We start from the raw sequence: 21,404 nt of genomic DNA on the forward strand, positions 1-21,404 counted from the left end.
AAAACCCCCGCTTGCCGGGGGTTTTTTCTTTTCTGCTAGTCACGTTTCCCCCCTCTTTTTTTACCTCTTAATTACCCCTTAATTGTTTTTGTGAATCTTTAATCCCGAACTCCTGGCTGAGAGTTAAGTATGATTAAGATCATCTTTGGTGTTGGGCGCCATTCATAAACCGCTCTGATGCTTACGATATCGTAATGGCATAAATGCAGGGTGAGCTATACAGGGCCCTGATTCATCAAAAACATGGAAAGTACCTATGCCGAATGACACACCCGATCGCAATCGCAGGCTGCTGCTGGCAGTACCATTGTTGGCTGTATCTTCTCGCTTGCTGGCAGTAGAGGGAACCGGAACTGGTGATTCAGCCAGCAAACCCATTTTTAGTGAAAATCGCACGTTGCTGTTAAAAAATGCTGACATTGTCGTCACCATGGATTCTGCAAGACGTGAAATTCGCGGTGGTAGCGTGCTGATAAAGGGCAATACGTTCGCTGCAGTAGGGAAAATGGAGAAGTTGCTGCAGACGGCAGATGAGGTGATAGACCTGAGAGGACACATCGTTATTCCCGGCTTAATTAATCCTCATCACCATATGTACCAGAGCCTGACGCGAGTCATCCCGCCAGCGCAGGGCGGTGAATTGTTTAAATGGATAACCAGCCTGTATCCGATCTGGGAAAAGCTGACACCGGAAATGATCCGCGTCTCAACACAGATGCCGATGGCCGAGCTTATGCTTTCGGGATGTACGACAACCAGCGATCACCTTTATGTTTATCCGAACGGCTGCAGTCTGGATGACAGTATAGAAGCAACAGACGGTATGGGGATGCGATTCCATCCGGCCCGGGGAAGTATGAGCCTGGGTAAATCACAGGGAGGCCTACCGCCAGACTCATTAGTTGAGAAGGAGAGTGTGATTCTCTCGGACACTCAGCGAGTGATCGAGAGATATCATGATGACCGTCGAGGATCTATGCTCCGCCTTGTCGTTGCGCCCTGCTCGCCGTTCTCTGTTACTCCGGCTCTGATGAAGGAATCGGCCGAACTGGCAAGGTATTATAAGGTTTCTATGCACACACACCTTGCGGAAAACGACAGCGATATTCGCTACAGTCGGGAAAAATTTAATCGTACTCCAGCTGATTACGTTGAGGAACTGGGCTGAGTTGATCATGATGTGTGCATGCACATTGTGTAAAACCGGATGACTACGGTATCAAACTTTTGGCTTGCACTGGAACGGGTGTGGCGCATCGCCCTGCTCTAATATGAGGCTGGCTTCTGGGATTGCGCCGGTGCGTAAAATGCTGGATGCCGGAATGCATGCTGCACTGGGGGTTGATGGCTCGGCGTCGAATAATACGTCTGATGTGATTAATGAACACCGTCAGGCGATGCTGTTGCAGCGAGTAGGGTTTGGCCCTGATGCCATAACAGCCCGGGAGGCTCTGGAGATTGCAACCTTAGGCGGTGCGAAGGTACTTAACCGTGACGATGTTGGCTCTCTGGCGCCGGGTATGATGGCAGATATTGCCGTATTCGATCTCAATAAGCCCGGGATGGCCGGTGCGGTTCACGATCCGGTGGCAGCCTTGGTATTCTGTAATCCTGGACAGGTAGCCTGGAGCATTATTAATGGTCGGGCACTGATCAGGGAAGGGCAGATGACGCAGAGCGATCTCCCGGTAATCATGGAACACCATAATAAGTTGGCCGCTAAACTCTATTAACCCAGGCTTTATTCAGGGCAGTCTGGCGGTCTACGAGCTGCTTGCACCATCTTTAAGGTCAATCCGCAGTCCTGAGTTGAAATAAGCTGGCGTATTGTACAGATTGCGATTGCTACCGGATGAACAATTCCTTAGAATGTCGCGTTCCTCTTTCCAGAGGTCCAAATAACGACTCGATTTGAGGCGGTTATTTTTTCTACCCATATGCGAAATGCGGTGTTATAATACTGCGCCCTCAATTATGGGGCTTTTAAACGACCTGAATCAGGTCCCGAAGTAGTAGTTGACATTAGCGGAGCACTAAAATGATCCAAGAACAGACTATGCTGACCGTCGCCGACAACTCCGGTGCACGTCGCGTAATGTGTATCAAGGTTCTGGGTGGCTCGCACCGTCGCTACGCAGGCGTTGGCGACATCATCAAAATTACCATCAAGGAAGCAATTCCTCGCGGTAAGGTTAAGAAGGGTGATGTGCTGAAGGCGGTAGTGGTGCGCACCAGGAAGGGTGTTCGTCGCCCGGACGGTTCTGTCATTCGCTTCGATGGTAATGCATGCGTTATTTTAAATAATAACACTGAGCAGCCAATCGGAACGCGTATTTTTGGGCCGGTAACTCGTGAACTTCGTAATGAAAAGTTCATGAAAATTATCTCTCTGGCACCAGAAGTACTCTAAGGAGCGAAAAATGGCAGCTAAAATCCGTCGCGATGACGAAGTTATCGTGCTGACCGGCAAAGATAAAGGTAAGCGCGGTAAAGTTAAAAATGTTCTGTCTTCTGGCAAGCTCATTGTTGAAGGTATCAACCTGGTTAAGAAACATCAGAAGCCTGTACCGGCTCTGAACCAACCAGGTGGCATCGTTGAAAAAGAAGCCGCTATTCAGGTTTCCAACGTTGCACTGTTCAACTCGGCAACCGGCAAGGCTGACCGTGTAGGCTTTAGATTCGAAGACGGCAAAAAAGTCCGTTTCTTCAAGTCTAACAGCGAAACTATCAAGTAATTTGGAGTAGTACGATGGCGAAACTGCATGATTACTACAAAGACGAAGTAGTTAATAAACTCATGACTGAGTTCAACTACAATTCTGTCATGCAAGTCCCTCGGGTCGAGAAGATCACCCTGAACATGGGTGTTGGTGAAGCGATCGCTGACAAGAAACTGCTGGATAACGCAGCAGCCGATCTGGCAGCAATCTCCGGTCAAAAGCCGTTTATCACCAAAGCACGCAAATCAGTTGCAGGCTTCAAAATCCGCCAGGGCTATCCGATCGGCTGTAAAGTGACTCTGCGTGGTGAACGCATGTGGGAGTTCTTTGAGCGCCTGATTTCTATTGCTGTACCACGTATCCGTGACTTCCGTGGCTTGTCCGCTAAGTCATTCGATGGCCGCGGTAACTACAGCATGGGTGTTCGCGAGCAGATCATCTTCCCAGAGATCGACTATGACAAAGTCGACCGCGTTCGTGGTTTGGATATTACCATTACCACTACTGCGAAATCTGATGATGAAGGCCGCGCACTGTTGGCTGCTTTTAACTTCCCGTTCCGCAAGTAAGGCAGGGTTACTGATGGCTAAGCAATCAATGAAAGCACGCGAAGTCGTTCGCGTGAAACTGGCTGACAAGTACCGCGCCAAGCGCGAGGAACTGAAAGCTATTATTTCAAGTGTGAACTCATCCGACGAAGATCGTTGGAATGCTGTTCTCAAGCTGCAAACTCTGCCGCGTGATTCCAGCCCGTCTCGTCAGCGTAAGCGCTGCCGTCAAACTGGCCGTCCATATGGTTATGTGGGCAAGTTCGGGTTGAGCCGTATCAAGTTGCGTGAAGCCGCCATGCGCGGTGAAGTACCTGGCTTGAAAAAGGCTAGCTGGTAATTACCAATAGAATCACGGGAGTAAAGACAGATGAGCATGCAAGATCCGATCGCGGATATGCTGACCCGTATCCGTAACGGTCAAGCCGCGAACAAAGTTGCGGTCACCATGCCTTCCTCCAAGCTGAAAGTGGCAATTGCCAACGTGCTGAAGGAAGAAGGTTATATTGAAGAATTTAAAATCGAAGGCGACATCAAGCCAGAACTGGAACTGACTCTTAAGTACTTCCAGGGCAAGGCTGTTGTAGAAAGCATTCAGCGTGTTTCACGTCCAGGTCTGCGCATTTATAAGCGCAAAGACGAGCTGCCAAAAGTTATGGCAGGACTGGGTATCGCTGTTGTTTCTACCTCTAAAGGTGTTATGACCGATCGTGCCGCACGCCAGGCTGGTCTTGGTGGCGAAATTATCTGCTACGTAGCTTAATCGGAGGAATAAATGTCTCGTGTTGCTAAAGCACCAGTCGCGATTCCTGCCGGCGTAGAGGTAAAACTCAACGGTCAGGTAATTTCGATCAAAGGTAAAAACGGCGAGCTGACTCGTACGCTCAACGACGCTGTAGAAGTTAAGCATGCTGACAATGCACTGACTTTCGCTCCACGCGAAGGTTTTGTGGATGGTTGGGCACAGGCTGGTACTTCTCGTGCGCTGCTGAACGGTATGGTTATCGGTGTTACCGAAGGCTTCACTAAGAAGCTGCAGCTGGTTGGTGTAGGTTATCGTGCAGCCGTTAAAGGCAACTCTGTGAGCTTAGCCCTGGGCTTCTCTCACCCTGTTGACCATGAGCTGCCAGCGGGAATCACTGCTGAATGTCCAACTCAGACTGAAATCGTGCTGAAAGGCGCTGATAAACAGCTGATTGGTCAGGTTGCAGCGGATCTGCGCGCCTACCGTCGTCCTGAGCCTTACAAAGGTAAGGGTGTTCGTTACGCCGACGAAGTCGTGCGTACCAAAGAGGCTAAGAAGAAGTAAGGTAACACTATGGATAAGAAATCTGCTCGTATCCGTCGTGCGACCCGCGCACGTCGCAAGCTCAAAGAGCTGGGTGCTACTCGCCTGGTGGTACATCGTACCCCGCGTCATATTTACGCACAGGTAATCGCACCTAACGGTTCTGAAGTCCTGGTGGCTGCTTCTACAGTAGAAAAAGCTATCAGTGAGCAACTGAAGTACACTGGAAACAAAGACGCTGCTGCTGCTGTAGGTAAAGCAGTTGCGGAACGCGCAATCGAGAAAGGCATCACTGGTGTTTCTTTCGACCGTTCTGGTTTCCAATATCATGGTCGTGTCCAGGCACTGGCAGATGCTGCCCGTGAAGCTGGCCTACAGTTCTAAGGTAGAGGTGTAAGATGGCACACATCGAAAAACAAGCTGGCGAACTGCAGGAAAAGCTGATCGCGGTAAATCGCGTATCTAAAACCGTTAAAGGTGGTCGTATTTTCTCCTTCACAGCTCTGACTGTTGTTGGTGATGGTAACGGACGCATTGGTTTTGGTTACGGTAAAGCGCGTGAAGTTCCAGCAGCGATCCAGAAAGCGATGGAAAAAGCTCGTCGCAATATGATTAACGTTGCGCTGAACAACGGCACCCTGCAGCACCCTGTTAAAGGCGTGCACACAGGTTCTCGCGTGTTCATGCAGCCGGCTTCTGAAGGTACCGGTATCATCGCCGGTGGTGCAATGCGCGCCGTCCTGGAAGTCGCTGGGGTTCATAACGTACTGGCTAAAGCCTACGGTTCCACCAACCCGATTAACGTGGTTCGTGCAACTCTGGATGGCCTGGCCAATATGAATTCTCCAGAAATGGTTGCTGCGAAACGTGGCAAATCCGTTGAAGACATTCTGGGGTAATGACCATGGCTAAGACTATTAAAATTACTCAAACCCGCAGTTCGATCGGTCGTTTGCCAAAACACAAGGCAACACTGCTTGGCCTGGGTCTGCGTCGTATTAACCACACCGTAGAGCGTGAAGACACGCCAGCTGTACGCGGTATGGTTAACGCGATTTCCTACATGGTTAAAGTGGAGGAGTAACAGATGCGTTTAAATACTCTGTCTCCGGCCGAAGGGTCTAAGCACGCTCCTAAACGTTTAGGTCGTGGTATTGGTTCTGGTCTCGGAAAAACCGGCGGTCGTGGTCACAAAGGTCAGAACTCACGTTCTGGTGGTGGCGTACGTCGTGGTTTTGAAGGCGGTCAGATGCCTCTGTACCGTCGTCTGCCGAAATTCGGTTTCACCTCTCGCAAAGCAATGGTCACTGCAGAAGTTCGTCTGTCTGACCTGGCGAAAGTTGAAGGCGGTATCGTCGACCTGAACACGCTGAAAGCGGCTAACATTATCGGTATTCAGATTGAGTTCGCGAAAGTGATTCTGTCTGGCGAAGTTTCTGCACCGGTAACGATTCGCGGCCTGCGTGTCACTAAAGGCGCTCGTGCTGCAATCGAAGCTGCTGGCGGTAAAATTGAGGAATAAGTAGCAGATGGCTAAGCAACCGGGATTAGATTTTCAAAGTGCCAAGGGTGGTTTTGGCGAACTAAAACGCAGACTTCTGTTTGTAATTGGTGCGCTGATTGTCTTCCGAATTGGCTCTTTTATTCCAATCCCTGGTATCGATGCCACTGTACTTGCCAAACTGCTTGAGCAACAGCGTGGCACCATCATTGAAATGTTCAACATGTTCTCTGGTGGTGCTTTGAGCCGTGCTTCTATCTTTGCCCTGGGTATTATGCCGTATATTTCGGCCTCTATTATTATCCAGCTGCTGACGGTGGTTCATCCAGCGTTAGCAGAGATTAAGAAAGAAGGGGAGGCTGGCCGTCGTAAGATTAGTCAGTACACCCGTTACGGTACTCTGGTGCTGGCAATATTCCAGTCGATCGGTATTGCTACCGGTCTTCCGAATATGCCTGGTATGCAAGGCCTGGTATTAAACCCGGGCTTTGCATTCTATTTCACTGCTGTTGTAAGTCTGGTCACAGGAACGATGTTCCTGATGTGGTTAGGCGAGCAAATTACTGAACGAGGTATCGGTAACGGTATCTCGATCATTATCTTTGCTGGTATAGTTGCGGGTCTTCCGCCGGCCATTGGCCATACTATCGAGCAAGCGCGGCAAGGCGACCTGCACTTCCTCCTGTTGCTGTTGGTTGCAGTTCTCGTATTTGCAGTGACCTTCTTCGTTGTTTTCGTTGAGCGTGGTCAACGCCGCATTGTGGTGAACTATGCGAAACGTCAGCAAGGCCGTCGTGTCTATGCTGCGCAGAGCACGCATTTACCGTTGAAAGTGAATATGGCCGGTGTAATCCCTGCTATATTTGCATCCAGTATCATTCTGTTCCCGGCGACCATCGCGTCATGGTTCGGGGGCGGCACTGGCTGGAACTGGCTGACTACTATTTCGATGTATTTACAGCCAGGTCAACCGCTTTATGTGTTACTCTATGCGACTGCAATCATCTTCTTCTGTTTCTTCTACACGGCGTTGGTTTTCAACCCGCGTGAAACAGCAGATAACCTGAAGAAGTCTGGTGCATTTGTACCAGGTATTCGTCCGGGAGAACAGACGGCGAAGTATATCGATAAAGTGATGACACGCCTTACCTTAATTGGTGCGTTGTACATTACTTTTATCTGCCTGATCCCGGAGTTCATGCGTGATGCGATGAAAGTTCCATTCTACTTCGGCGGTACATCACTGCTGATCGTAGTCGTTGTCATTATGGACTTTATGGCTCAAGTGCAAACTTTGATGATGTCAAGTCAGTATGAGTCTGCATTGAAGAAAGCAAACCTGAAAGGCTATGGCCGTTAATTCAGGCGCTTGAGAAGTTACGGAGAGTAAAAATGAAAGTTCGTGCTTCCGTCAAGAAATTATGTCGTAACTGCAAAATCATCCGTCGCGACGGTGTTGTACGTGTGATTTGCAGTGCCGAGCCAAAGCATAAACAGCGCCAAGGCTGATTTAATCGCATATTTTTCTTGCAAAGTTGGGTTGAGCTGGCTAGATTAGCCAGCCAATCTTTTGTATGTCTATGCGTTTCCATTTGAGTATCCTGAAAACGGGCTTTTCAGCATGGGACGCATAAGTTAATTAATAGGAGTGCATAGTGGCCCGTATAGCAGGCATTAACATTCCTGATCATAAACATACCGTTATCGCATTAACTGCTATCTTCGGTATCGGTAAGACTCGCTCACAGAAAATCTGTGCAGACACGGGTATTGCTGAAAATGTTAAGATCAGTGAACTGTCTGAAGAACAAATCGACATTCTGCGTGATGCAGTTGCTAAATTTGTTGTTGAAGGCGATCTGCGTCGTGAAGTCACCCTGAGCATCAAGCGTCTGATGGACCTTGGTTGCTATCGTGGTTTGCGTCATCGTCGTGGTCTCCCAGTGCGCGGTCAGCGTACTAAGACCAACGCACGTACCCGTAAGGGTCCGCGTAAACCGATCAAGAAATAATCGGGGTGATTGAATAATGGCAAAGGCACCAGTTCGTGCACGTAAGCGTGTAAGAAAGCAAGTCTCTGACGGCGTGGCTCATGTCCATGCGTCTTTTAACAACACCATCGTAACTATTACCGATCGTCAGGGTAATGCGCTGGGTTGGGCAACAGCCGGTGGTTCCGGTTTCCGTGGTTCTCGTAAATCTACGCCGTTCGCTGCTCAGGTAGCTGCAGAACGTTGCGCAGACGCCGTGAAAGAGTACGGTATTAAGAACCTGGAAGTTATGGTTAAGGGTCCTGGTCCAGGCCGCGAATCAACTATTCGTGCCCTGAACGCTGCTGGTTTCCGCATCACTAATATTACTGATGTGACTCCGATCCCTCACAACGGTTGTCGTCCGCCGAAAAAACGTCGCGTATAACGCCCCGTTTTTTAGGAATGTTGGAGAAAGAAAATGGCAAGATATTTGGGTCCTAAGCTCAAGCTGAGCCGTCGTGAAGGCACAGACCTGTTCCTTAAGTCTGGCGTTCGCGCGATTGATACCAAGTGTAAGATTGAACAAGCTCCTGGTCAGCACGGTGCGCGCAAGCCACGTCTGTCTGACTATGGTGTACAGTTACGTGAGAAGCAGAAAGTTCGTCGTATCTACGGCGTGCTGGAGCGTCAGTTCCGTAACTATTATAAAGAAGCAGCACGTCTGAAAGGCAACACCGGTGAAAACCTGTTAGCTCTGCTGGAAGGTCGTCTGGATAACGTAGTTTACCGTATGGGCTTTGGCGCCACTCGTGCAGAAGCACGTCAGTTGGTTAGCCACAAATCTATCATGGTAAACGGCCGCGTTGTTAGCATCGCTTCTTATCAGGTATCTCCGAATGACGTTGTTAGCATCCGTGAGAAAGCCAAAAAGCAGTCTCGCGTGAAAGCCGCTCTGGAGCTGGCTGGACAGCGTGAAAAGCCAACATGGCTGGAAGTTGATGCAACTAAGATGGAAGGTGTGTTCAAGCGTACTCCTGAACGTACCGATCTGTCTGCGGACATTAACGAACACCTGATCGTCGAGCTTTACTCCAAGTAAGGCTTAGTACCAAAGAGAGGACACAATGCAGGGTTCTGTGACAGAGTTTCTAAAACCGCGCCTGGTAGATATCGAGCAAGTGAGTTCGACGCACGCCAAGGTGACCCTTGAGCCTTTAGAGCGTGGCTTTGGCCATACTCTTGGTAACGCACTGCGCCGTATTCTGCTTTCATCAATGCCGGGTTGCGCGGTGACCGAGGTTGAAATTGATGGTGTACTGCATGAGTACAGCACCAAAGAGGGTGTACAGGAAGATATCCTGGAAATCCTGCTCAACCTGAAAGGTTTGGCGGTAAGAGTTCAGGGCAAAGATGAAGTTATTCTTACTCTGAATAAATCTGGCATTGGCCCTGTGACTGCAGCCGATATCACCCATGATGGTGATGTCGAAATCGTCAAGCCGCAGCACGTGATCTGTCACCTGACCGATGAGAGCGCAGCTATCAGCATGCGTATCAAAGTTCAGCGTGGTCGTGGTTATGTGCCGGCTTCTGCCCGAATTCATTCGGAAGAAGATGAGCGCCCGATCGGTCGTCTGTTGGTTGACGCCTGCTACAGCCCTGTAGACCGTATTGCCTACAATGTTGAAGCTGCGCGTGTAGAACAGCGTACCGACCTGGACAAGCTGGTCATCGAAATGGAAACCAACGGCACTATCGATCCTGAAGAAGCGATCCGCCGTGCGGCTACCATCCTGGCAGAACAACTTGAAGCTTTCGTTGACTTACGTGATGTTCGTCAGCCAGAAGTTAAAGAAGAGAAACCAGAATTCGATCCGATCCTGCTGCGCCCTGTTGACGATCTGGAATTGACTGTCCGCTCTGCTAACTGCCTTAAGGCAGAAGCTATCCACTACATCGGTGATCTGGTACAGCGTACCGAGGTTGAGCTTCTTAAGACGCCTAACCTTGGTAAAAAATCTCTTACCGAGATTAAAGACGTGCTGGCTTCTCGTGGTCTGTCACTGGGCATGCGCCTGGAAAACTGGCCGCCAGCTAGCATTGCTGATGAATAACCCGATCACAGGTTAAGGTTTCACTGAGAAGGATAAGGTCATGCGCCATCGTAAGAGTGGTCGTCAACTGAACCGCAACAGCAGCCATCGTCAGGCTATGTTCCGCAATATGGCTGGCTCTTTGGTTCGTCATGAGATCATCAAGACGACCCTGCCAAAAGCGAAAGAGCTGCGTCGCGTAGTTGAGCCGCTGATTACTCTTGCCAAGACCGACAGCGTAGCTAATCGTCGTCTGGCATTCGCCCGTACTCGTGATAACGAGATCGTGGCAAAACTGTTTAACGAGCTGGGCCCGCGTTTCGCGAGCCGTGCCGGTGGTTACACTCGCATTCTGAAGTGTGGCTTCCGCGCTGGTGACAACGCTCCGATGGCTTACATCGAGCTGGTTGATCGTCCAGAAGCTCAAGCAGAAGCTGCTGCAGAGTAATCTGTAGCTGCAACGTAAAAAAACCCGCTTCGGCGGGTTTTTTTATATCTGAAATTCCCTTCGTTCATCATTTCCCTGCCAGTTGCGCTATGCTGTAGGCCTGCTTGTCAATGGAGGTGAATCTGTGTCATTACTTGACCAACTTGCTGAACAGCATATTCTCACAGCCCTGCGAGAGGGCGAACTTGATAATCTGCCCGGTGCAGGCCAACCGTTACAGCTGGATGACGATAGTCACATTCCTCCAGAACTAGGCGCAGGATATCGCCTGCTAAAAAACTCTGGCTATCTGCCACCCGAGTTGGAGATGCGTCGAGAGGCAATCGATCTTGAGCAATTGCTGCAAGGCATCGGTCCGCAGGATGAATGCTATGAACTTCACGCGAACAGATTGCATCTGCTCAAGCTACGACTGAGGCAGGCTGGGATGAGTACGGATTTTCTACGCGGTGGTTATGGCTTAAAGATTAAGCAGCGTTTTAGCGAGGATAAGTAATGTATCGTATAGGACAGTTGGCCAAACTTGCAGATGTAACCCCGGATACTATCCGTTTTTATGAAAAGCAGCAGATGATGGATCATGAGGTCCGTACTGAAGGCGGGTTTCGCTTGTACAGCGATAATGATCTGCAGCGGCTCAGATTTATTCGCTACGGGCGCCAGCTGGGTTTCACTCTTGAAGCAATCCGTGAATTACTTTCGATTCGTGTCGATCCTGAACATCACACCTGTCAGGAGTCGAAGACTATTGTGCAGAAACGCCTGACGGAAGTTGAAGCGATGATCGCCGAACTTCAGCACATGCAGCGCTCGCTAAAGCGTTTGAACGATGCCTGCTGCGGCACTGCTCACAGCAGTGTGTACTGCTCAATCCTGGAGGCCCTTGAAAAGGGAGCAATGACACCTTTAGTTAAAACGGGTGATTGAATTCTACTCCGACGAGGCCTATATTCATCACCGTAATTACTCAACAGGAGTTTATCGTGGCAAATTATCAACACAAGAAAGGCGTTATTCGCGATAACGCACTCGAAGCCTTACTCAGTGACCCGTTATTTAAACCTCGTATTGAAGTAAACGTTAAAGGTAAAGGAAGTTATCGCCGTAAAGAAAAACACGGTAAGAAAGGTAACTGGGAGGCCAGTGGTAAATGCGGTATCAAACATTTACCACTGGCTTTCTACTTTTCGGACATAAAAAAACCGTCGAACCCGACGGTTTTTTCTATCTGATTACGCTTACAGCGTTTTATTGTTCTGCGCTTTCAACAGATCGCGGATCTCAGTCAGCAATGTTTCTTCTGCAGAAGGTGCAGGTGCCGATTTTTCCACTTCTTTCTTCTTGTACATTTTATTCATGACTTTGATTGCCATAAAGATAGCAAAAGCAACGATGACAAAATCAAAAATGGTTTGAAGAAATACGCCGTATTCCATCACAACGGCTGGGGCAGTGCCGTCGGCCGTCTTCAGAACCCAACTAAACTGCTTAAAATCAACCCCGCCAATCAGCAGGCCCAACGGGGGCATGATGATATTTGCGACGAGAGAGGACACAATCTTGCCAAACGCGGCACCGATGATAACACCAACGGCGAGGTCAACGACATTGCCACGCATCGCGAAATCGCGAAACTCTTTGAATAAACTCATTGTTATCTCCTTTCCTGTGCCAGGTTATAAAGTTTAACAAACTATCGTCGTTTTTCCACGATGAGATCGAATAAAGATCATTGATTAGTGTAGTAAAAAGACCAGCAATGCACATGCATTGCCGGTTGAGCTACAAAAAGAAAGGACTCGGCTGGAACAGACGCTCAACGTCCGGAACAAATTTCTTATCGGTCAGGAACATAATGACATGATCGCCCTGTTCAATACGCAAATTATCATTGGCAATCATCACGTCGTTACCACGCACGACAGCACCAATAATGGTGCCCGGCGGCAGTTTAATATCATCAATCAGGCGACCAACTACTTTGGATGTGGTTTCCTCGCCGTGGGCGATGGCTTCAATTGCTTCCGCTACACCGCGACGTAACGACGAAACGCCAACGATGTCGGCTTTACGTACGTGGCCCAACAGTGCTGAAATGGTTGCCTGTTGAGGCGAAATGGCGATATCAATTACGCTTCCCTGGACCAGATCGACGTAGGCACGTCGCTGGATCAACACCATGGCTTTTTTAGCCCCCATACGTTTAGCCAGCATGGCCGACATGATGTTGGCTTCGTCATCATTAGTGATGGCAATAAACAGATCGATTTGATCAACATGTTCTTCAGCGAGCAGCTCCTGATCCGAAGCATCACCGTAAAATACGATGGTATTTTGCAGATGCTCAGCCAGTTCCGCTGCGCGCTGCTGATCGCGTTCAATCAGTTTGACGCTGTAGTTCTTCTCAAGCCGCTGCGCAAGACCAAAACCAATATTGCCACCGCCGACGATCATAATGCGCTTATAGGGCTTTTCCAGACGCTGATACTCGCTCATTACTGCACGAATATGCTGGCTCGCTGCAATAAAGAAGACCTCATCGCCGGCTTCAATAATCGTTGATCCCTGTGGGCGTATAGGACGATCCTGGCGAAAAATCGCTGCAACTCGGGTGTCGATGTGTGGCATATGCTCCCGCATCACGGAAAGCGCATTGCCGACCAGTGGTCCACCATAATAGGCTTTGACTACTGCCAGACTGACTTTCCCCTCGGCGAAATTCACCACCTGCAGGGCTCCGGGATATTCGATCAGTCGATAAATATTATCGATGACCAGCTGTTCCGGTGAGATCAAGTGATCGATCGGTACGGCTTCGGGGATAAATAGCTTGTCAGCATCGCGAATATAGTCCGGGGCTCTGATACGCGCGATACGATTTGGCGTGTTAAACAGGGAATAAGCGACCTGGCAGGCCACCATATTGGTTTCATCAGAGTTGGTCACGGCGACCAGCATATCGGCATCTTCAGCCCCGGCCTCCCTCAATACGCGAGGATGAGAGCCGTGGCCCTGTACAACACGCAGGTCAAACTTGTCCTGGAGCTGGCGCAGACGGAGAGGATCGGTATCGACCACGGTAATATCGTTATTTTCACCGACCAGGTTTTCTGCGAGCGTGCCGCCAACCTGTCCAGCGCCAAGAATGATGATTTTCATATTGCTTCAGTCTTTCTTATTGTTGTTCGGTTAGTAGCGCCACTGATGCAGCGCCATGGGCGTTATTCTTTTATCAACTTAGCGTAGTAGAAGCCATCCCCACCGTCAGCCTGAGGGAACACCTGAATCCCCGGGTGTGCCATATCACCGGTATCAATCAGCCTGGCATCTGCGTGGTTCTTCAGGAACTGACTTATTTGCAGGTGGTTTTCCTCCGGTAGCACAGAGCAAGTTGCATATAACAGCGTACCGCCTGATTTCAGATGGGGCCAGATCGCCTCAAGGATTTGCTGCTGCAATGCCGCAAGCTCGGCGATATCCCGATCGCGGCGCAGCCACTTGATATCCGGATGACGACGAATGACACCGGTAGCAGAGCAGGGAGCATCAAGCAGGATACGATCAAACTGCGTCTGGCCACACCATTCTGCCGGTGTACGACCATCGCCGAGTTTAACCTCTGCTTTCATCCCCAGGCGTTGCAAATTCTCGCTAATTCTAGCCAGACGCTGGGCATCAACGTCAACAGCCATCACATCAGCTTGCGGAGCGGCTTCCAGAATATGAGTTGTCTTGCCGCCGGGAGCAGCACAAAGATCGAGGATCTTCTCACCGTTTTGTGGATCGAGCAGCGCAACGCAGCCCTGAGCTGACGCATCCTGGACGGTTACCCAACCCTGGTCAAATCCCGGGAGCTGGCCTACCGCGCAGGGCATTTCCAGCTGCAACGCATCAGTGTGTTGTGGATGCGGAAATGCTGTTTTCCCGCCTTCTGTCAGCAGCTCAAGCCAGGCATTGCGGCTGTGATGCTGGCGGTTAACGCGCAGCCACATCGGTGGGCGTTGATTATTGGCATCAACAATCTGTTGCCACTGCGTTGGCCAGGCCTGCTTGAGGCGCGTCAGCAGCCATTTAGGGTGCAGATATTGCTGATCGCCCTGGTTCATTTGCTGCATCAGCTCTTCCTGCTGACGCTGGAATGTACGAAGTACGCCGTTAATCAGCCCTTTGAGCTGTTGACGTTTTAAGGCGATAGCGCCGTCTACCGTTTCCGCCAAAGCTGCGTGCGCAGGAATGCGAGTGAACATTAGCTGGTAGAGGCCGACCATAATCAGGAAATGGACCACGCGCTGTTTTCCCGTCATTGGTCGGGACATGAGTTTGCTAACAATCCACTCTAGCTGCGGCAGCGTACGAAGAACGCCGTAACACAATTCCTGTAGTAGCGCCGCATCCTTTTCGCCTACCGATTTCTGTGCGGCAGGCAGCACGTTACTGAGCGACTGCCCCTGTTCGACAACCTTTTCGATAGTCTGAGCGGCAACGCAACGTAAGTTTGTATTTTTTTTCATAGTGGGTTCGCAATTGAAACGACTGCCCGGGTTGAGTACCGGGCAGATTATCAGGCAATAATGTTGCCCGGAATGAACCATTCACGGCGGGAGTTGAGCAGATCCTGTGCTTTCATCGCTTTCTTGCCCGCTGGCTGTAGCTCTTCGATATTGAGCACGCCGTCTGCAGTGACAACCTGAATACCTAGTTTATCAGCCTGCAGGACTTCACCCGGTTGGCGGTTATTCACCGCAGGGAGTACGGAGGCTTTCCATACTTTTATCGGCTGCTCATCAATGATGAAGTAGCTAACCGGCCAGGGATTGAAAGCACGAATGCAGCGTTCCAGCTGTGCGGCGGAAAGCGACCAGTCGAGACGGGCCTCTTCTTTACTCAGCTTTTCTGCATAGCTGACTAGTTCTTCATTCTGCACTTCCGGTGTGGCGCTACCTTCGGCAAGCTGCATCAATGTCGTCAGCATACCGGCAGGGCCAAGGTCTGCAAGCTTGTCGTAAAGTGTGGCGCTGGTGTCGCTGGCTTCAATAGGGCATGACAGCTTATAAAGCATATCTCCGGTATCCAGTCCGACATCCATTTGCATAATTGTCACGCCAGTATCTGCATCGCCCGCCCAGAGTGAACGTTGGATCGGTGCAGCACCACGCCAGCGTGGCAGCAGCGAACCGTGAACGTTGATGCAGCCCAGACGAGGCATTCCCAGCACCGCCTCAGGCAGGATCAGTCCGTAGGCGACCACGACCATCACATCGGCTTCCAGCTGAGCGACCAGCTGCTGATTTTCTAGCGGACGTAAGGATTTTGGCTGAAATACCGGAATGTTGTGCTGCTCAGCCAGTTGTTTAACCGGGCTGGCGGTCAGTTTATTACCGCGGCCTGCCGGGCGGTCGGGCTGGGTAAATACGCCAACAATCTGGTGTCCTGATGACAGCAGCGCGTCAAGATGACGCGCTGCAAAGTCAGGGGTGCCGGCAAAAATGATCTTTAATGGTTCGGACACGTTATTCCCTTCAGTCAATCAATACGCTCAGTCACGAGCATTCTGGCGATAAAGCTTTTCCAGTTTCTGACGAATACGCTGACGTTTCATTGGCGACAGGTAATCAATAAACAGTTTTCCAACCAGATGATCCATTTCATGTTGGATACAGATAGCCAGCAGATCGTCTGCTTCGAGCTCAAAACTTTTGCCATCACGGTCGAGGGCTCGGATTTTTACTTTTTCCGAACGAGGGACCAAAGCGCGTTGTTCCGGAATCGACAGGCAACCCTCTTCAATACCGGTTTCGCCGCTTTCTTCCAGCAGTTCAGGGTTAATCAGCACCAGGCGCTCATCGCGGTTTTCTGACACATCAATCACGATGATGCGCTGATGAATATTAACCTGAGTGGCTGCCAGGCCGATGCCTTCTTCGGCATACATGGTTTCAAACATATCATCAACGATACGTTGAATATCGGCGTTTACTTCTTTCACGGGTTTCGCAACGATGCGCAGGCGCTCGTCAGGAAAATGTAATATCTGCAAGACTGACATAACTTTCCAGATTCGTGTTCAAGGGATTAAATATTTATTCCTCTTATTGTAGACATTTCACGCTGTGATTGACAGCATTCCTGGCAGGTAACCTTCAGGGGGAAGGGGCGATATCAGGGATGAATTATGTCACCATTGGAAAGTGCATTAAGGCTATCAGGTGTTTCCGGATTATCCAGTTTGCAGCGGGAGTCTCTGCTCGGAGCTTTAGCACAACTTAACAGCCCGACGGCTGCCGATCTGGCCAGTCTTGGTTTACGCAGCGAGCAGCAGCTGGCATTTGAACAGTATGACGAAAAAATCCTGGTTCAAAGCGAAACCTGGCTGAATGAGCCAGGACATCACTTTATTACGCCATCCAGTCCTTATTACCCTGAGCGATTAAAAACTATCGACAACTTTCCCCTGATGCTCTTTATTGCGGGCGACCCGACACTGTTATCTTCACCACAGCTGGCGGTTGTGGGTAGTCGGTACTGCTCTCATTACGGTCGCGACTGGGGAACCTGGTTTAGTCAGGCTCTGGCACTTAGCGGTTTAACGATTACCAGTGGCCTTGCGCTGGGTATCGACGGAATTGCGCATCGTGCAGCGCTGGCGGTGCAGGGTAAAACGCTGGCAGTGCTGGGAGGGGGGCTGGGTGCGATTTATCCCCGGCGGCATCAGGGACTGGCGCAGGATATCATCGATAGTGGCGGTGCTCTGGTCTCTGAATTTCCGCTGCATGTTGTTCCCCTGGCCCACCATTTTCCACGGCGTAATCGAATAATCAGCGGATTAAGCCACGGCGTATTGGTGGTTGAAGCGACGCTAAAGAGCGGTTCGCTGGTAACGGCTCGGCTGGCTTTAGAGCAGAACAGGGAGGTATATGCATTGCCCGGAGCGCTGGGTAATCCCGGGAGCGAAGGAACCCACTGGTTGATACAGCAGGGGGCGATGCTGGTTGCACATCCCAATAATATAGTTGAGCAAATGCAAAGTGGCCTGTCATGGATACCCGATTTGCCAACGGCTGCAAACAATTCATCAGAGAGCAGCAATCCTCCATTGCCATTTTCCGATGTGTTGGCTAACGTAGGAGATGAGGTTACACCTGTTGACGTCGTCGCTGAACGTGCCGGCCAACCTGTGCCAGCCATCGTAGCTAAGCTGCTTGAGTTGGAGTTAGCAGGGTGGATCGCAGCTGTACCCGGCGGCTATGTCCGATTGAGGAGGGCAAGCCATGTTCGACGTACTAATGTACTTATTTGAAACGTATATCCACAACGAAGCAGAAATGCGCGTTGATCAGGATAAATTGACTGATGATTTAACCGATGCCGGTTTTCATCGTGAAGATATCTATAATGCGTTGAACTGGTTGGAAAAGTTAGCAGAATATCAGGACGGCCTCGTCGCCCCGATTCTGCTGACTACCGATCCGCTGTCTATGCGTATCTACACCGAGGAAGAGAGTCAGCGTTTAGATGCTAACTGTCGTGGTTTTATCCTGTTCCTGGAACAGATCCAGGTTCTGAATCTGGAAACCCGCGAAATGGTTATCGAGCGTATTATGGCTCTGGATACCCTCGAGTTTGATCTGGACGATCTCAAATGGGTGGCGCTGATGGTGCTGTTTAACATCCCCGGATGTGAAAATGCCTACCAGCAAATGGAAGAGCTACTTTTCGACATCAATGAAGGAATGCTGCACTGAAGATTGCCTTCGTGTACAAAAAGTTATGAATAAAACAGCGCTTTTCGCTGTGCGAAAAAATGAACCCTGCCCCCAGTGTGGGGCAGAACTGGTTATACGCTCCGGGAAGCATGGCGCTTTTCTTGGCTGCTCACATTATCCCGATTGCGATTATATTCGTCCGCTGAAAAGTCAGACTGACGGGCACATAGTAAAAGTACTTGATGGGCAACTTTGTCCGCTATGTGGTGCCAGCCTTGCACTGCGGCAGGGACGCTATGGTATGTTTATCGCCTGCAGTGATTACCCTGAATGCGCGCACACCGAAATTATCGATAAGCCTGATGAAACCACGATCGCCTGTCCGCAGTGTGCCAACGGTAAGCTGGTGCAGCGTCGATCGCGATATGGCAAAACATTCCATGCCTGCGATCGTTATCCTGACTGTCAGTTTGCGGTGAATTTTACACCCGTTGAAGGTACCTGCGAGTTCTGTGCGTTCCCATTGCTTATTGAAAAGAAAACCGCCAGAGGCGCTAAGCGTTTTTGCGCCAGCAAAGCCTGTGGCAAACCCGTAACAGCAGGAAATGGTTGTGAAGATGAATCAAAAGCATGACTCACTTGAGCTATGTATCAGACAGCTAAAGCTGTCTGCAGTCATTGCTTATCCCACCGAAGCGGTATTTGGCCTTGGCTGCGATCCCGACAGTGAATCGGCCGTTATGGCATTGCTGGCGTTAAAATGCCGACCTGTAGAAAAAGGGCTGATTTTAATCTCCGCCGATTACCAGCAGCTAGTTCCTTATATTGCTGACGAACAGCTTAGCGACGAGCAGAAAGAGCGCATGTTTTCCCGCTGGCCAGGGCCGGTAACATGGGTATTGCCTGCACGAGCTAAGACGCCGCGTTGGTTAACCGGTCGCTTTAGTTCGCTGGCCGTCCGTGTTAGCGACCATCCGGACGTTGTGCAGCTGTGCAGCCAGTTTGGTAAGCCGCTGGTTTCCACCAGTGCAAACTTGAGTGGATTGCCCCCTTGCCGTGATGCAGATGAAGTTCTGGCACAGTTCGGTGCCGACTTCCCCGTTTTGTGGGGGGAGACGGGGGGACGCCTGAATCCTTCAGAGATCCGCGATGTATTAACCGGTGAATTGATTCGCCAGGGATAATAATTCTATGTCGTCTTACGTCGTATTCGGTAATCCGATTCATCACAGTAAATCACCCCGTATTCACCAGCTTTTTGCCGAACAAACGGGAATTCCTCATCCTTACGATCGCTTTTGTGCTCCGCTGGAAAGGTTTAAGCAGACGGTGGATGAATTTTTTGCCCAGGGCGGCGGCGGTGCAAATGTCACATTGCCTTTTAAACAACAGGCTTACGAGCTTTGCGCTGAGCTGACGGAACGCGCGGCGCTGGCCGGGGCGGTGAACACCCTTAAAAAGTTGGATGACGGCCGAATTCTGGGAGATAACACCGACGGTATTGGCTTGCTAAGCGATCTCCAGCGGCTCAACCTGATCAAAGAGAATGACAGGATACTGTTGATCGGTGCCGGTGGTGCTGCACGTGGGGCGATCCTGCCGCTGCTGAATTTCAACTGTAGCATCACGATCGTTAACCGTACCCATGCTAAAGCGGAGGCGTTGGTCGAAGTCTTCCAGCATCATGGGTCTGTACGAGCGCTGGCGACAGATGAACTTCGTGATGCGCAATTTGATTTGATCATCAATGCAACCTCCAGCGGAGTGGCCGGCAGTATACCGGACCTGCCTGCGGCACTGGTGGATAGCCAGGCTCGCTGCTATGACATGTTTTACCAGATTGGCGATACGCCGTTTCTTATGTGGTGCCGGCAGCAGGGAGCGAGTGAGCTGGCTGATGGGTTGGGGATGCTGGTGGGCCAGGCTGCGCATGCATTTATGCTATGGCACGGCGTTATGCCGGAGATCGCCCCCGTTATTACTAAGCTAAAGCATGAGATGCAGGCGTGAATCAGGCGATTCATTTTCCTGAGCGTGAGTGGTGGGATGAAGGCCTTCAGGCAGTTTGCTTCACTACTCTGGTTAACGGCTTCCAGTTAATCTGTGCAATTCACGGCGAAGAGCTGCTTCGCCGTTATCATGATGAAGCCCTGGCGCTGGATGCTTTTCGCAACAATCGCTGGGATATAGAAGAAGCAACCCTCGCGATAGAACAGCAGCAGGAAAACGATCAGGGCTGGCTCTGGCTCTCTTCTGCGAGATAGTCGTTTTTCCACGTGACATAGTTATTTGCTGAATAGAGCAGCCCTGCAATTTCATCTTTCGTTAGCGGCCGAGCTTTCTTTGCCGGGCTGCCTAAATAGAGATAGCCGCTTTCAAGGCGTTTTCCTGGTGAAACCAGGCTGCCGGCACCAATCATCACATCATTCTCTACGACTACACCATCCAACAGTATTGCTCCCATACCGACCAGGACGCGATCGCCAATAGTACAGCCGTGAAGCATGGCTTTATGTCCCACAGTAACATCTTCACCCACGATAAGCGGGAATCCTTCCGGGTTAGCTGCCGATTTATGTGTCAGATGAAGTACGCTGCCATCCTGAATATTTGTGCGTTTGCCGATGGTGACCTGATTAACGTCGCCGCGAATCACCACCAGGGGCCAGATCCCCACATCGTCACCTATCACCACATTACCTATGATCACGCTGGTAGGATCGATCATTACCTGCTTGCCTAACTGCGGATTTACGCCTTTATATGCGCGTACGTTGTGACTCATAGCTACCTCACTGTTGATATGATCCTTGTAGCCTAGTGTTTGAAAGGATCCTCAGGCAAGAATTCTTGCCGAAAGAGGCTTAAAAATGTGCGAAATGACTGTTGTTTCATCGATAAGGGTGAAAATTCGGCGGTTGGAAAAAAAGATCGCAAAAAGGCTTGTGCATTAAAACGAGATCCCTATAATGCGCCTCCACTGAGACGGCACAACGGCTTACAGGCCAGCGTGTTGGAGGTTCAGGAAGTTGTCTGAACCGCCGGAAAAAACTTCTCAAAAAGAAGTTGACTCCGAAGGAGGAAAGCGTAACATACGCCACCTCGCAGCAGTACGCTCCGGCGACTGGCT

The 21,404-nt window shown here is 50.4% G+C and carries 34 protein-coding genes; 28 read left to right on the forward strand and 6 right to left on the reverse strand.

Annotation, left to right across the window (positions count from 1 at the left end):
- The first annotated feature begins 256 nt into the window (after window positions 1–256).
- The 22 genes from AC07U6_RS03040 (at window position 257) to AC07U6_RS03145 (ending at window position 11,803) form a co-directional block, all read left to right on the forward strand.
- Complete coding sequence (locus tag AC07U6_RS03040; RefSeq protein ID WP_494761314.1) at window positions 257–1,168, forward strand: amidohydrolase family protein; 912 nt, start codon at window positions 257–259, stop codon at window positions 1,166–1,168.
- A gap of 103 nt (window positions 1,169–1,271) precedes the next feature.
- Window positions 1,272–1,733, forward strand: coding sequence for an amidohydrolase family protein (locus tag AC07U6_RS03045; protein ID WP_494761315.1), 462 nt, complete (start codon window positions 1,272–1,274; stop codon window positions 1,731–1,733).
- Between the two features lie 305 nt (window positions 1,734–2,038).
- Entirely contained in the window at window positions 2,039–2,410 is a 372-nt protein-coding gene (gene rplN, locus AC07U6_RS03050; protein WP_494761316.1) for a 50S ribosomal protein L14, read from the forward strand.
- A 10-nt stretch (window positions 2,411–2,420) separates the two neighbouring features.
- The gene (gene rplX, locus AC07U6_RS03055; protein ID WP_105595767.1) at window positions 2,421–2,735 is read left to right on the forward strand and encodes a 50S ribosomal protein L24; all 315 of its coding nucleotides are present in this window, start codon (window positions 2,421–2,423) and stop codon (window positions 2,733–2,735) included.
- A 14-nt stretch (window positions 2,736–2,749) separates the two neighbouring features.
- A complete protein-coding gene (gene rplE, locus AC07U6_RS03060) occupies window positions 2,750–3,289 on the forward strand; it encodes a 50S ribosomal protein L5 (RefSeq protein WP_105595766.1) in 540 nt (179 codons plus the stop codon).
- Between the two features lie 13 nt (window positions 3,290–3,302).
- On the forward strand, window positions 3,303–3,608 hold the full coding sequence (rpsN, locus tag AC07U6_RS03065) for a 30S ribosomal protein S14 (protein ID WP_494761317.1): 306 nt from the start codon (window positions 3,303–3,305) through the stop codon (window positions 3,606–3,608).
- A gap of 30 nt (window positions 3,609–3,638) precedes the next feature.
- Window positions 3,639–4,031 carry a 30S ribosomal protein S8 gene (gene rpsH / locus AC07U6_RS03070; protein ID WP_105595765.1) on the forward strand — a complete coding sequence of 131 codons (393 nt, stop codon included), beginning with the start codon at window positions 3,639–3,641 and terminating at the stop codon, window positions 4,029–4,031.
- Window positions 4,032–4,043: 12 nt separating this feature from the next.
- Window positions 4,044–4,577, forward strand: a complete 534-nt coding sequence (gene rplF, locus AC07U6_RS03075; RefSeq protein WP_105595764.1) for a 50S ribosomal protein L6 — start codon at window positions 4,044–4,046, stop codon at window positions 4,575–4,577.
- Between the two features lie 9 nt (window positions 4,578–4,586).
- Window positions 4,587–4,940, forward strand: coding sequence for a 50S ribosomal protein L18 (rplR, locus tag AC07U6_RS03080; protein WP_004160572.1), 354 nt, complete (start codon window positions 4,587–4,589; stop codon window positions 4,938–4,940).
- Window positions 4,941–4,954: 14 nt separating this feature from the next.
- Window positions 4,955–5,455: a 30S ribosomal protein S5 gene (rpsE, locus tag AC07U6_RS03085; RefSeq protein ID WP_004160571.1), complete on the forward strand. Its 501-nt coding sequence runs from the start codon at window positions 4,955–4,957 to the stop codon at window positions 5,453–5,455.
- 5 nt (window positions 5,456–5,460) lie between these two features.
- A complete protein-coding gene (rpmD, locus tag AC07U6_RS03090) occupies window positions 5,461–5,640 on the forward strand; it encodes a 50S ribosomal protein L30 (protein WP_004160569.1) in 180 nt (59 codons plus the stop codon).
- A 3-nt stretch (window positions 5,641–5,643) separates the two neighbouring features.
- Window positions 5,644–6,078, forward strand: a complete 435-nt coding sequence (rplO, locus tag AC07U6_RS03095) for a 50S ribosomal protein L15 (RefSeq protein WP_105595763.1) — start codon at window positions 5,644–5,646, stop codon at window positions 6,076–6,078.
- Between the two features lie 7 nt (window positions 6,079–6,085).
- A complete protein-coding gene (secY, locus tag AC07U6_RS03100; protein WP_494761318.1) occupies window positions 6,086–7,417 on the forward strand; it encodes a preprotein translocase subunit SecY in 1,332 nt (443 codons plus the stop codon).
- A 32-nt stretch (window positions 7,418–7,449) separates the two neighbouring features.
- On the forward strand, window positions 7,450–7,566 hold the full coding sequence (rpmJ, locus tag AC07U6_RS03105) for a 50S ribosomal protein L36 (RefSeq protein WP_004160566.1): 117 nt from the start codon (window positions 7,450–7,452) through the stop codon (window positions 7,564–7,566).
- Window positions 7,567–7,712: 146 nt separating this feature from the next.
- Window positions 7,713–8,069, forward strand: a complete 357-nt coding sequence (rpsM, locus tag AC07U6_RS03110) for a 30S ribosomal protein S13 (RefSeq protein WP_105595761.1) — start codon at window positions 7,713–7,715, stop codon at window positions 8,067–8,069.
- Between the two features lie 16 nt (window positions 8,070–8,085).
- Entirely contained in the window at window positions 8,086–8,475 is a 390-nt protein-coding gene (gene rpsK, locus AC07U6_RS03115; protein WP_034899652.1) for a 30S ribosomal protein S11, read from the forward strand.
- Between the two features lie 33 nt (window positions 8,476–8,508).
- Window positions 8,509–9,129, forward strand: coding sequence for a 30S ribosomal protein S4 (gene rpsD, locus AC07U6_RS03120; protein ID WP_494761319.1), 621 nt, complete (start codon window positions 8,509–8,511; stop codon window positions 9,127–9,129).
- A gap of 25 nt (window positions 9,130–9,154) precedes the next feature.
- A complete protein-coding gene (locus AC07U6_RS03125) occupies window positions 9,155–10,144 on the forward strand; it encodes a DNA-directed RNA polymerase subunit alpha (RefSeq protein ID WP_494761320.1) in 990 nt (329 codons plus the stop codon).
- Window positions 10,145–10,184: 40 nt separating this feature from the next.
- The gene (rplQ, locus tag AC07U6_RS03130) at window positions 10,185–10,571 is read left to right on the forward strand and encodes a 50S ribosomal protein L17 (RefSeq protein WP_003850180.1); all 387 of its coding nucleotides are present in this window, start codon (window positions 10,185–10,187) and stop codon (window positions 10,569–10,571) included.
- 124 nt (window positions 10,572–10,695) lie between these two features.
- The gene (locus AC07U6_RS03135) at window positions 10,696–11,067 is read left to right on the forward strand and encodes a DnaJ family domain-containing protein (protein ID WP_494761321.1); all 372 of its coding nucleotides are present in this window, start codon (window positions 10,696–10,698) and stop codon (window positions 11,065–11,067) included.
- Window positions 11,067–11,498, forward strand: coding sequence for a Zn(2+)-responsive transcriptional regulator (gene zntR, locus AC07U6_RS03140; protein ID WP_494761322.1), 432 nt, complete (start codon window positions 11,067–11,069; stop codon window positions 11,496–11,498). Before AC07U6_RS03135 ends, zntR begins: the two co-directional genes overlap by 1 nt.
- 56 nt (window positions 11,499–11,554) lie before the next feature.
- Window positions 11,555–11,803 (forward strand): alternative ribosome-rescue factor A, encoded by a 249-nt coding sequence (locus AC07U6_RS03145; RefSeq protein ID WP_494761323.1) that lies wholly within the window; start codon window positions 11,555–11,557, stop codon window positions 11,801–11,803.
- Between the two features lie 6 nt (window positions 11,804–11,809).
- Here the strand turns inward: AC07U6_RS03145 and mscL are convergent, their stop codons facing one another.
- From mscL to def, 5 genes are all read right to left on the reverse strand, one after another.
- A complete protein-coding gene (mscL, locus tag AC07U6_RS03150; protein WP_494761324.1) occupies window positions 11,810–12,223 on the reverse strand; it encodes a large-conductance mechanosensitive channel protein MscL in 414 nt (137 codons plus the stop codon).
- A 130-nt stretch (window positions 12,224–12,353) separates the two neighbouring features.
- On the reverse strand, window positions 12,354–13,730 hold the full coding sequence (gene trkA, locus AC07U6_RS03155; RefSeq protein ID WP_105595755.1) for a Trk system potassium transporter TrkA: 1,377 nt from the start codon (window positions 13,728–13,730) through the stop codon (window positions 12,354–12,356).
- Between the two features lie 62 nt (window positions 13,731–13,792).
- Complete coding sequence (gene rsmB, locus AC07U6_RS03160; protein ID WP_494761325.1) at window positions 13,793–15,082, reverse strand: 16S rRNA (cytosine(967)-C(5))-methyltransferase RsmB; 1,290 nt, start codon at window positions 15,080–15,082, stop codon at window positions 13,793–13,795.
- A gap of 50 nt (window positions 15,083–15,132) precedes the next feature.
- Complete coding sequence (gene fmt / locus AC07U6_RS03165) at window positions 15,133–16,080, reverse strand: methionyl-tRNA formyltransferase (RefSeq protein ID WP_494761326.1); 948 nt, start codon at window positions 16,078–16,080, stop codon at window positions 15,133–15,135.
- 27 nt (window positions 16,081–16,107) lie between these two features.
- Entirely contained in the window at window positions 16,108–16,617 is a 510-nt protein-coding gene (gene def, locus AC07U6_RS03170; protein WP_494761327.1) for a peptide deformylase, read from the reverse strand.
- Window positions 16,618–16,743: 126 nt separating this feature from the next.
- Here def and dprA point away from each other — a divergent pair, with 126 nt between their 5' ends.
- Genes dprA through AC07U6_RS03200 form a run of 6 tightly spaced genes read left to right on the forward strand, consistent with a single transcriptional unit; the run spans window position 16,744 to window position 20,538 of the window.
- A complete protein-coding gene (gene dprA, locus AC07U6_RS03175) occupies window positions 16,744–17,868 on the forward strand; it encodes a DNA-protecting protein DprA (RefSeq protein WP_494761328.1) in 1,125 nt (374 codons plus the stop codon).
- Window positions 17,840–18,313: a DUF494 family protein Smg gene (gene smg, locus AC07U6_RS03180; protein ID WP_494761329.1), complete on the forward strand. Its 474-nt coding sequence runs from the start codon at window positions 17,840–17,842 to the stop codon at window positions 18,311–18,313. The genes dprA and smg overlap by 29 nt, the downstream gene beginning before the upstream one ends.
- Window positions 18,314–18,338: 25 nt before the next feature.
- Window positions 18,339–18,908, forward strand: a complete 570-nt coding sequence (locus AC07U6_RS03185; RefSeq protein WP_494764414.1) for a DNA topoisomerase family protein — start codon at window positions 18,339–18,341, stop codon at window positions 18,906–18,908.
- Window positions 18,892–19,458, forward strand: a complete 567-nt coding sequence (tsaC, locus tag AC07U6_RS03190) for an L-threonylcarbamoyladenylate synthase type 1 TsaC (protein ID WP_494764415.1) — start codon at window positions 18,892–18,894, stop codon at window positions 19,456–19,458. Before AC07U6_RS03185 ends, tsaC begins: the two co-directional genes overlap by 17 nt.
- Before the next feature lie 7 nt (window positions 19,459–19,465).
- Window positions 19,466–20,284, forward strand: a complete 819-nt coding sequence (gene aroE / locus AC07U6_RS03195; protein WP_494761330.1) for a shikimate dehydrogenase — start codon at window positions 19,466–19,468, stop codon at window positions 20,282–20,284.
- Window positions 20,281–20,538, forward strand: a complete 258-nt coding sequence (locus AC07U6_RS03200) for a DUF1488 family protein (protein WP_494761331.1) — start codon at window positions 20,281–20,283, stop codon at window positions 20,536–20,538. The genes aroE and AC07U6_RS03200 overlap by 4 nt, the downstream gene beginning before the upstream one ends.
- On the opposite strand, the gene AC07U6_RS03205 is transcribed toward AC07U6_RS03200, so the two are convergent.
- Window positions 20,505–21,059, reverse strand: coding sequence for a gamma carbonic anhydrase family protein (locus tag AC07U6_RS03205; protein WP_494761332.1), 555 nt, complete (start codon window positions 21,057–21,059; stop codon window positions 20,505–20,507). The two genes, AC07U6_RS03200 and AC07U6_RS03205, sit on opposite strands and share 34 nt — an antisense overlap.
- Between the last annotated feature and the right edge of the window lie 345 nt (window positions 21,060–21,404).

The sequence above is a fragment of the Erwinia sp. GW821-FHT03D09 genome, from assembly GCF_059420805.1.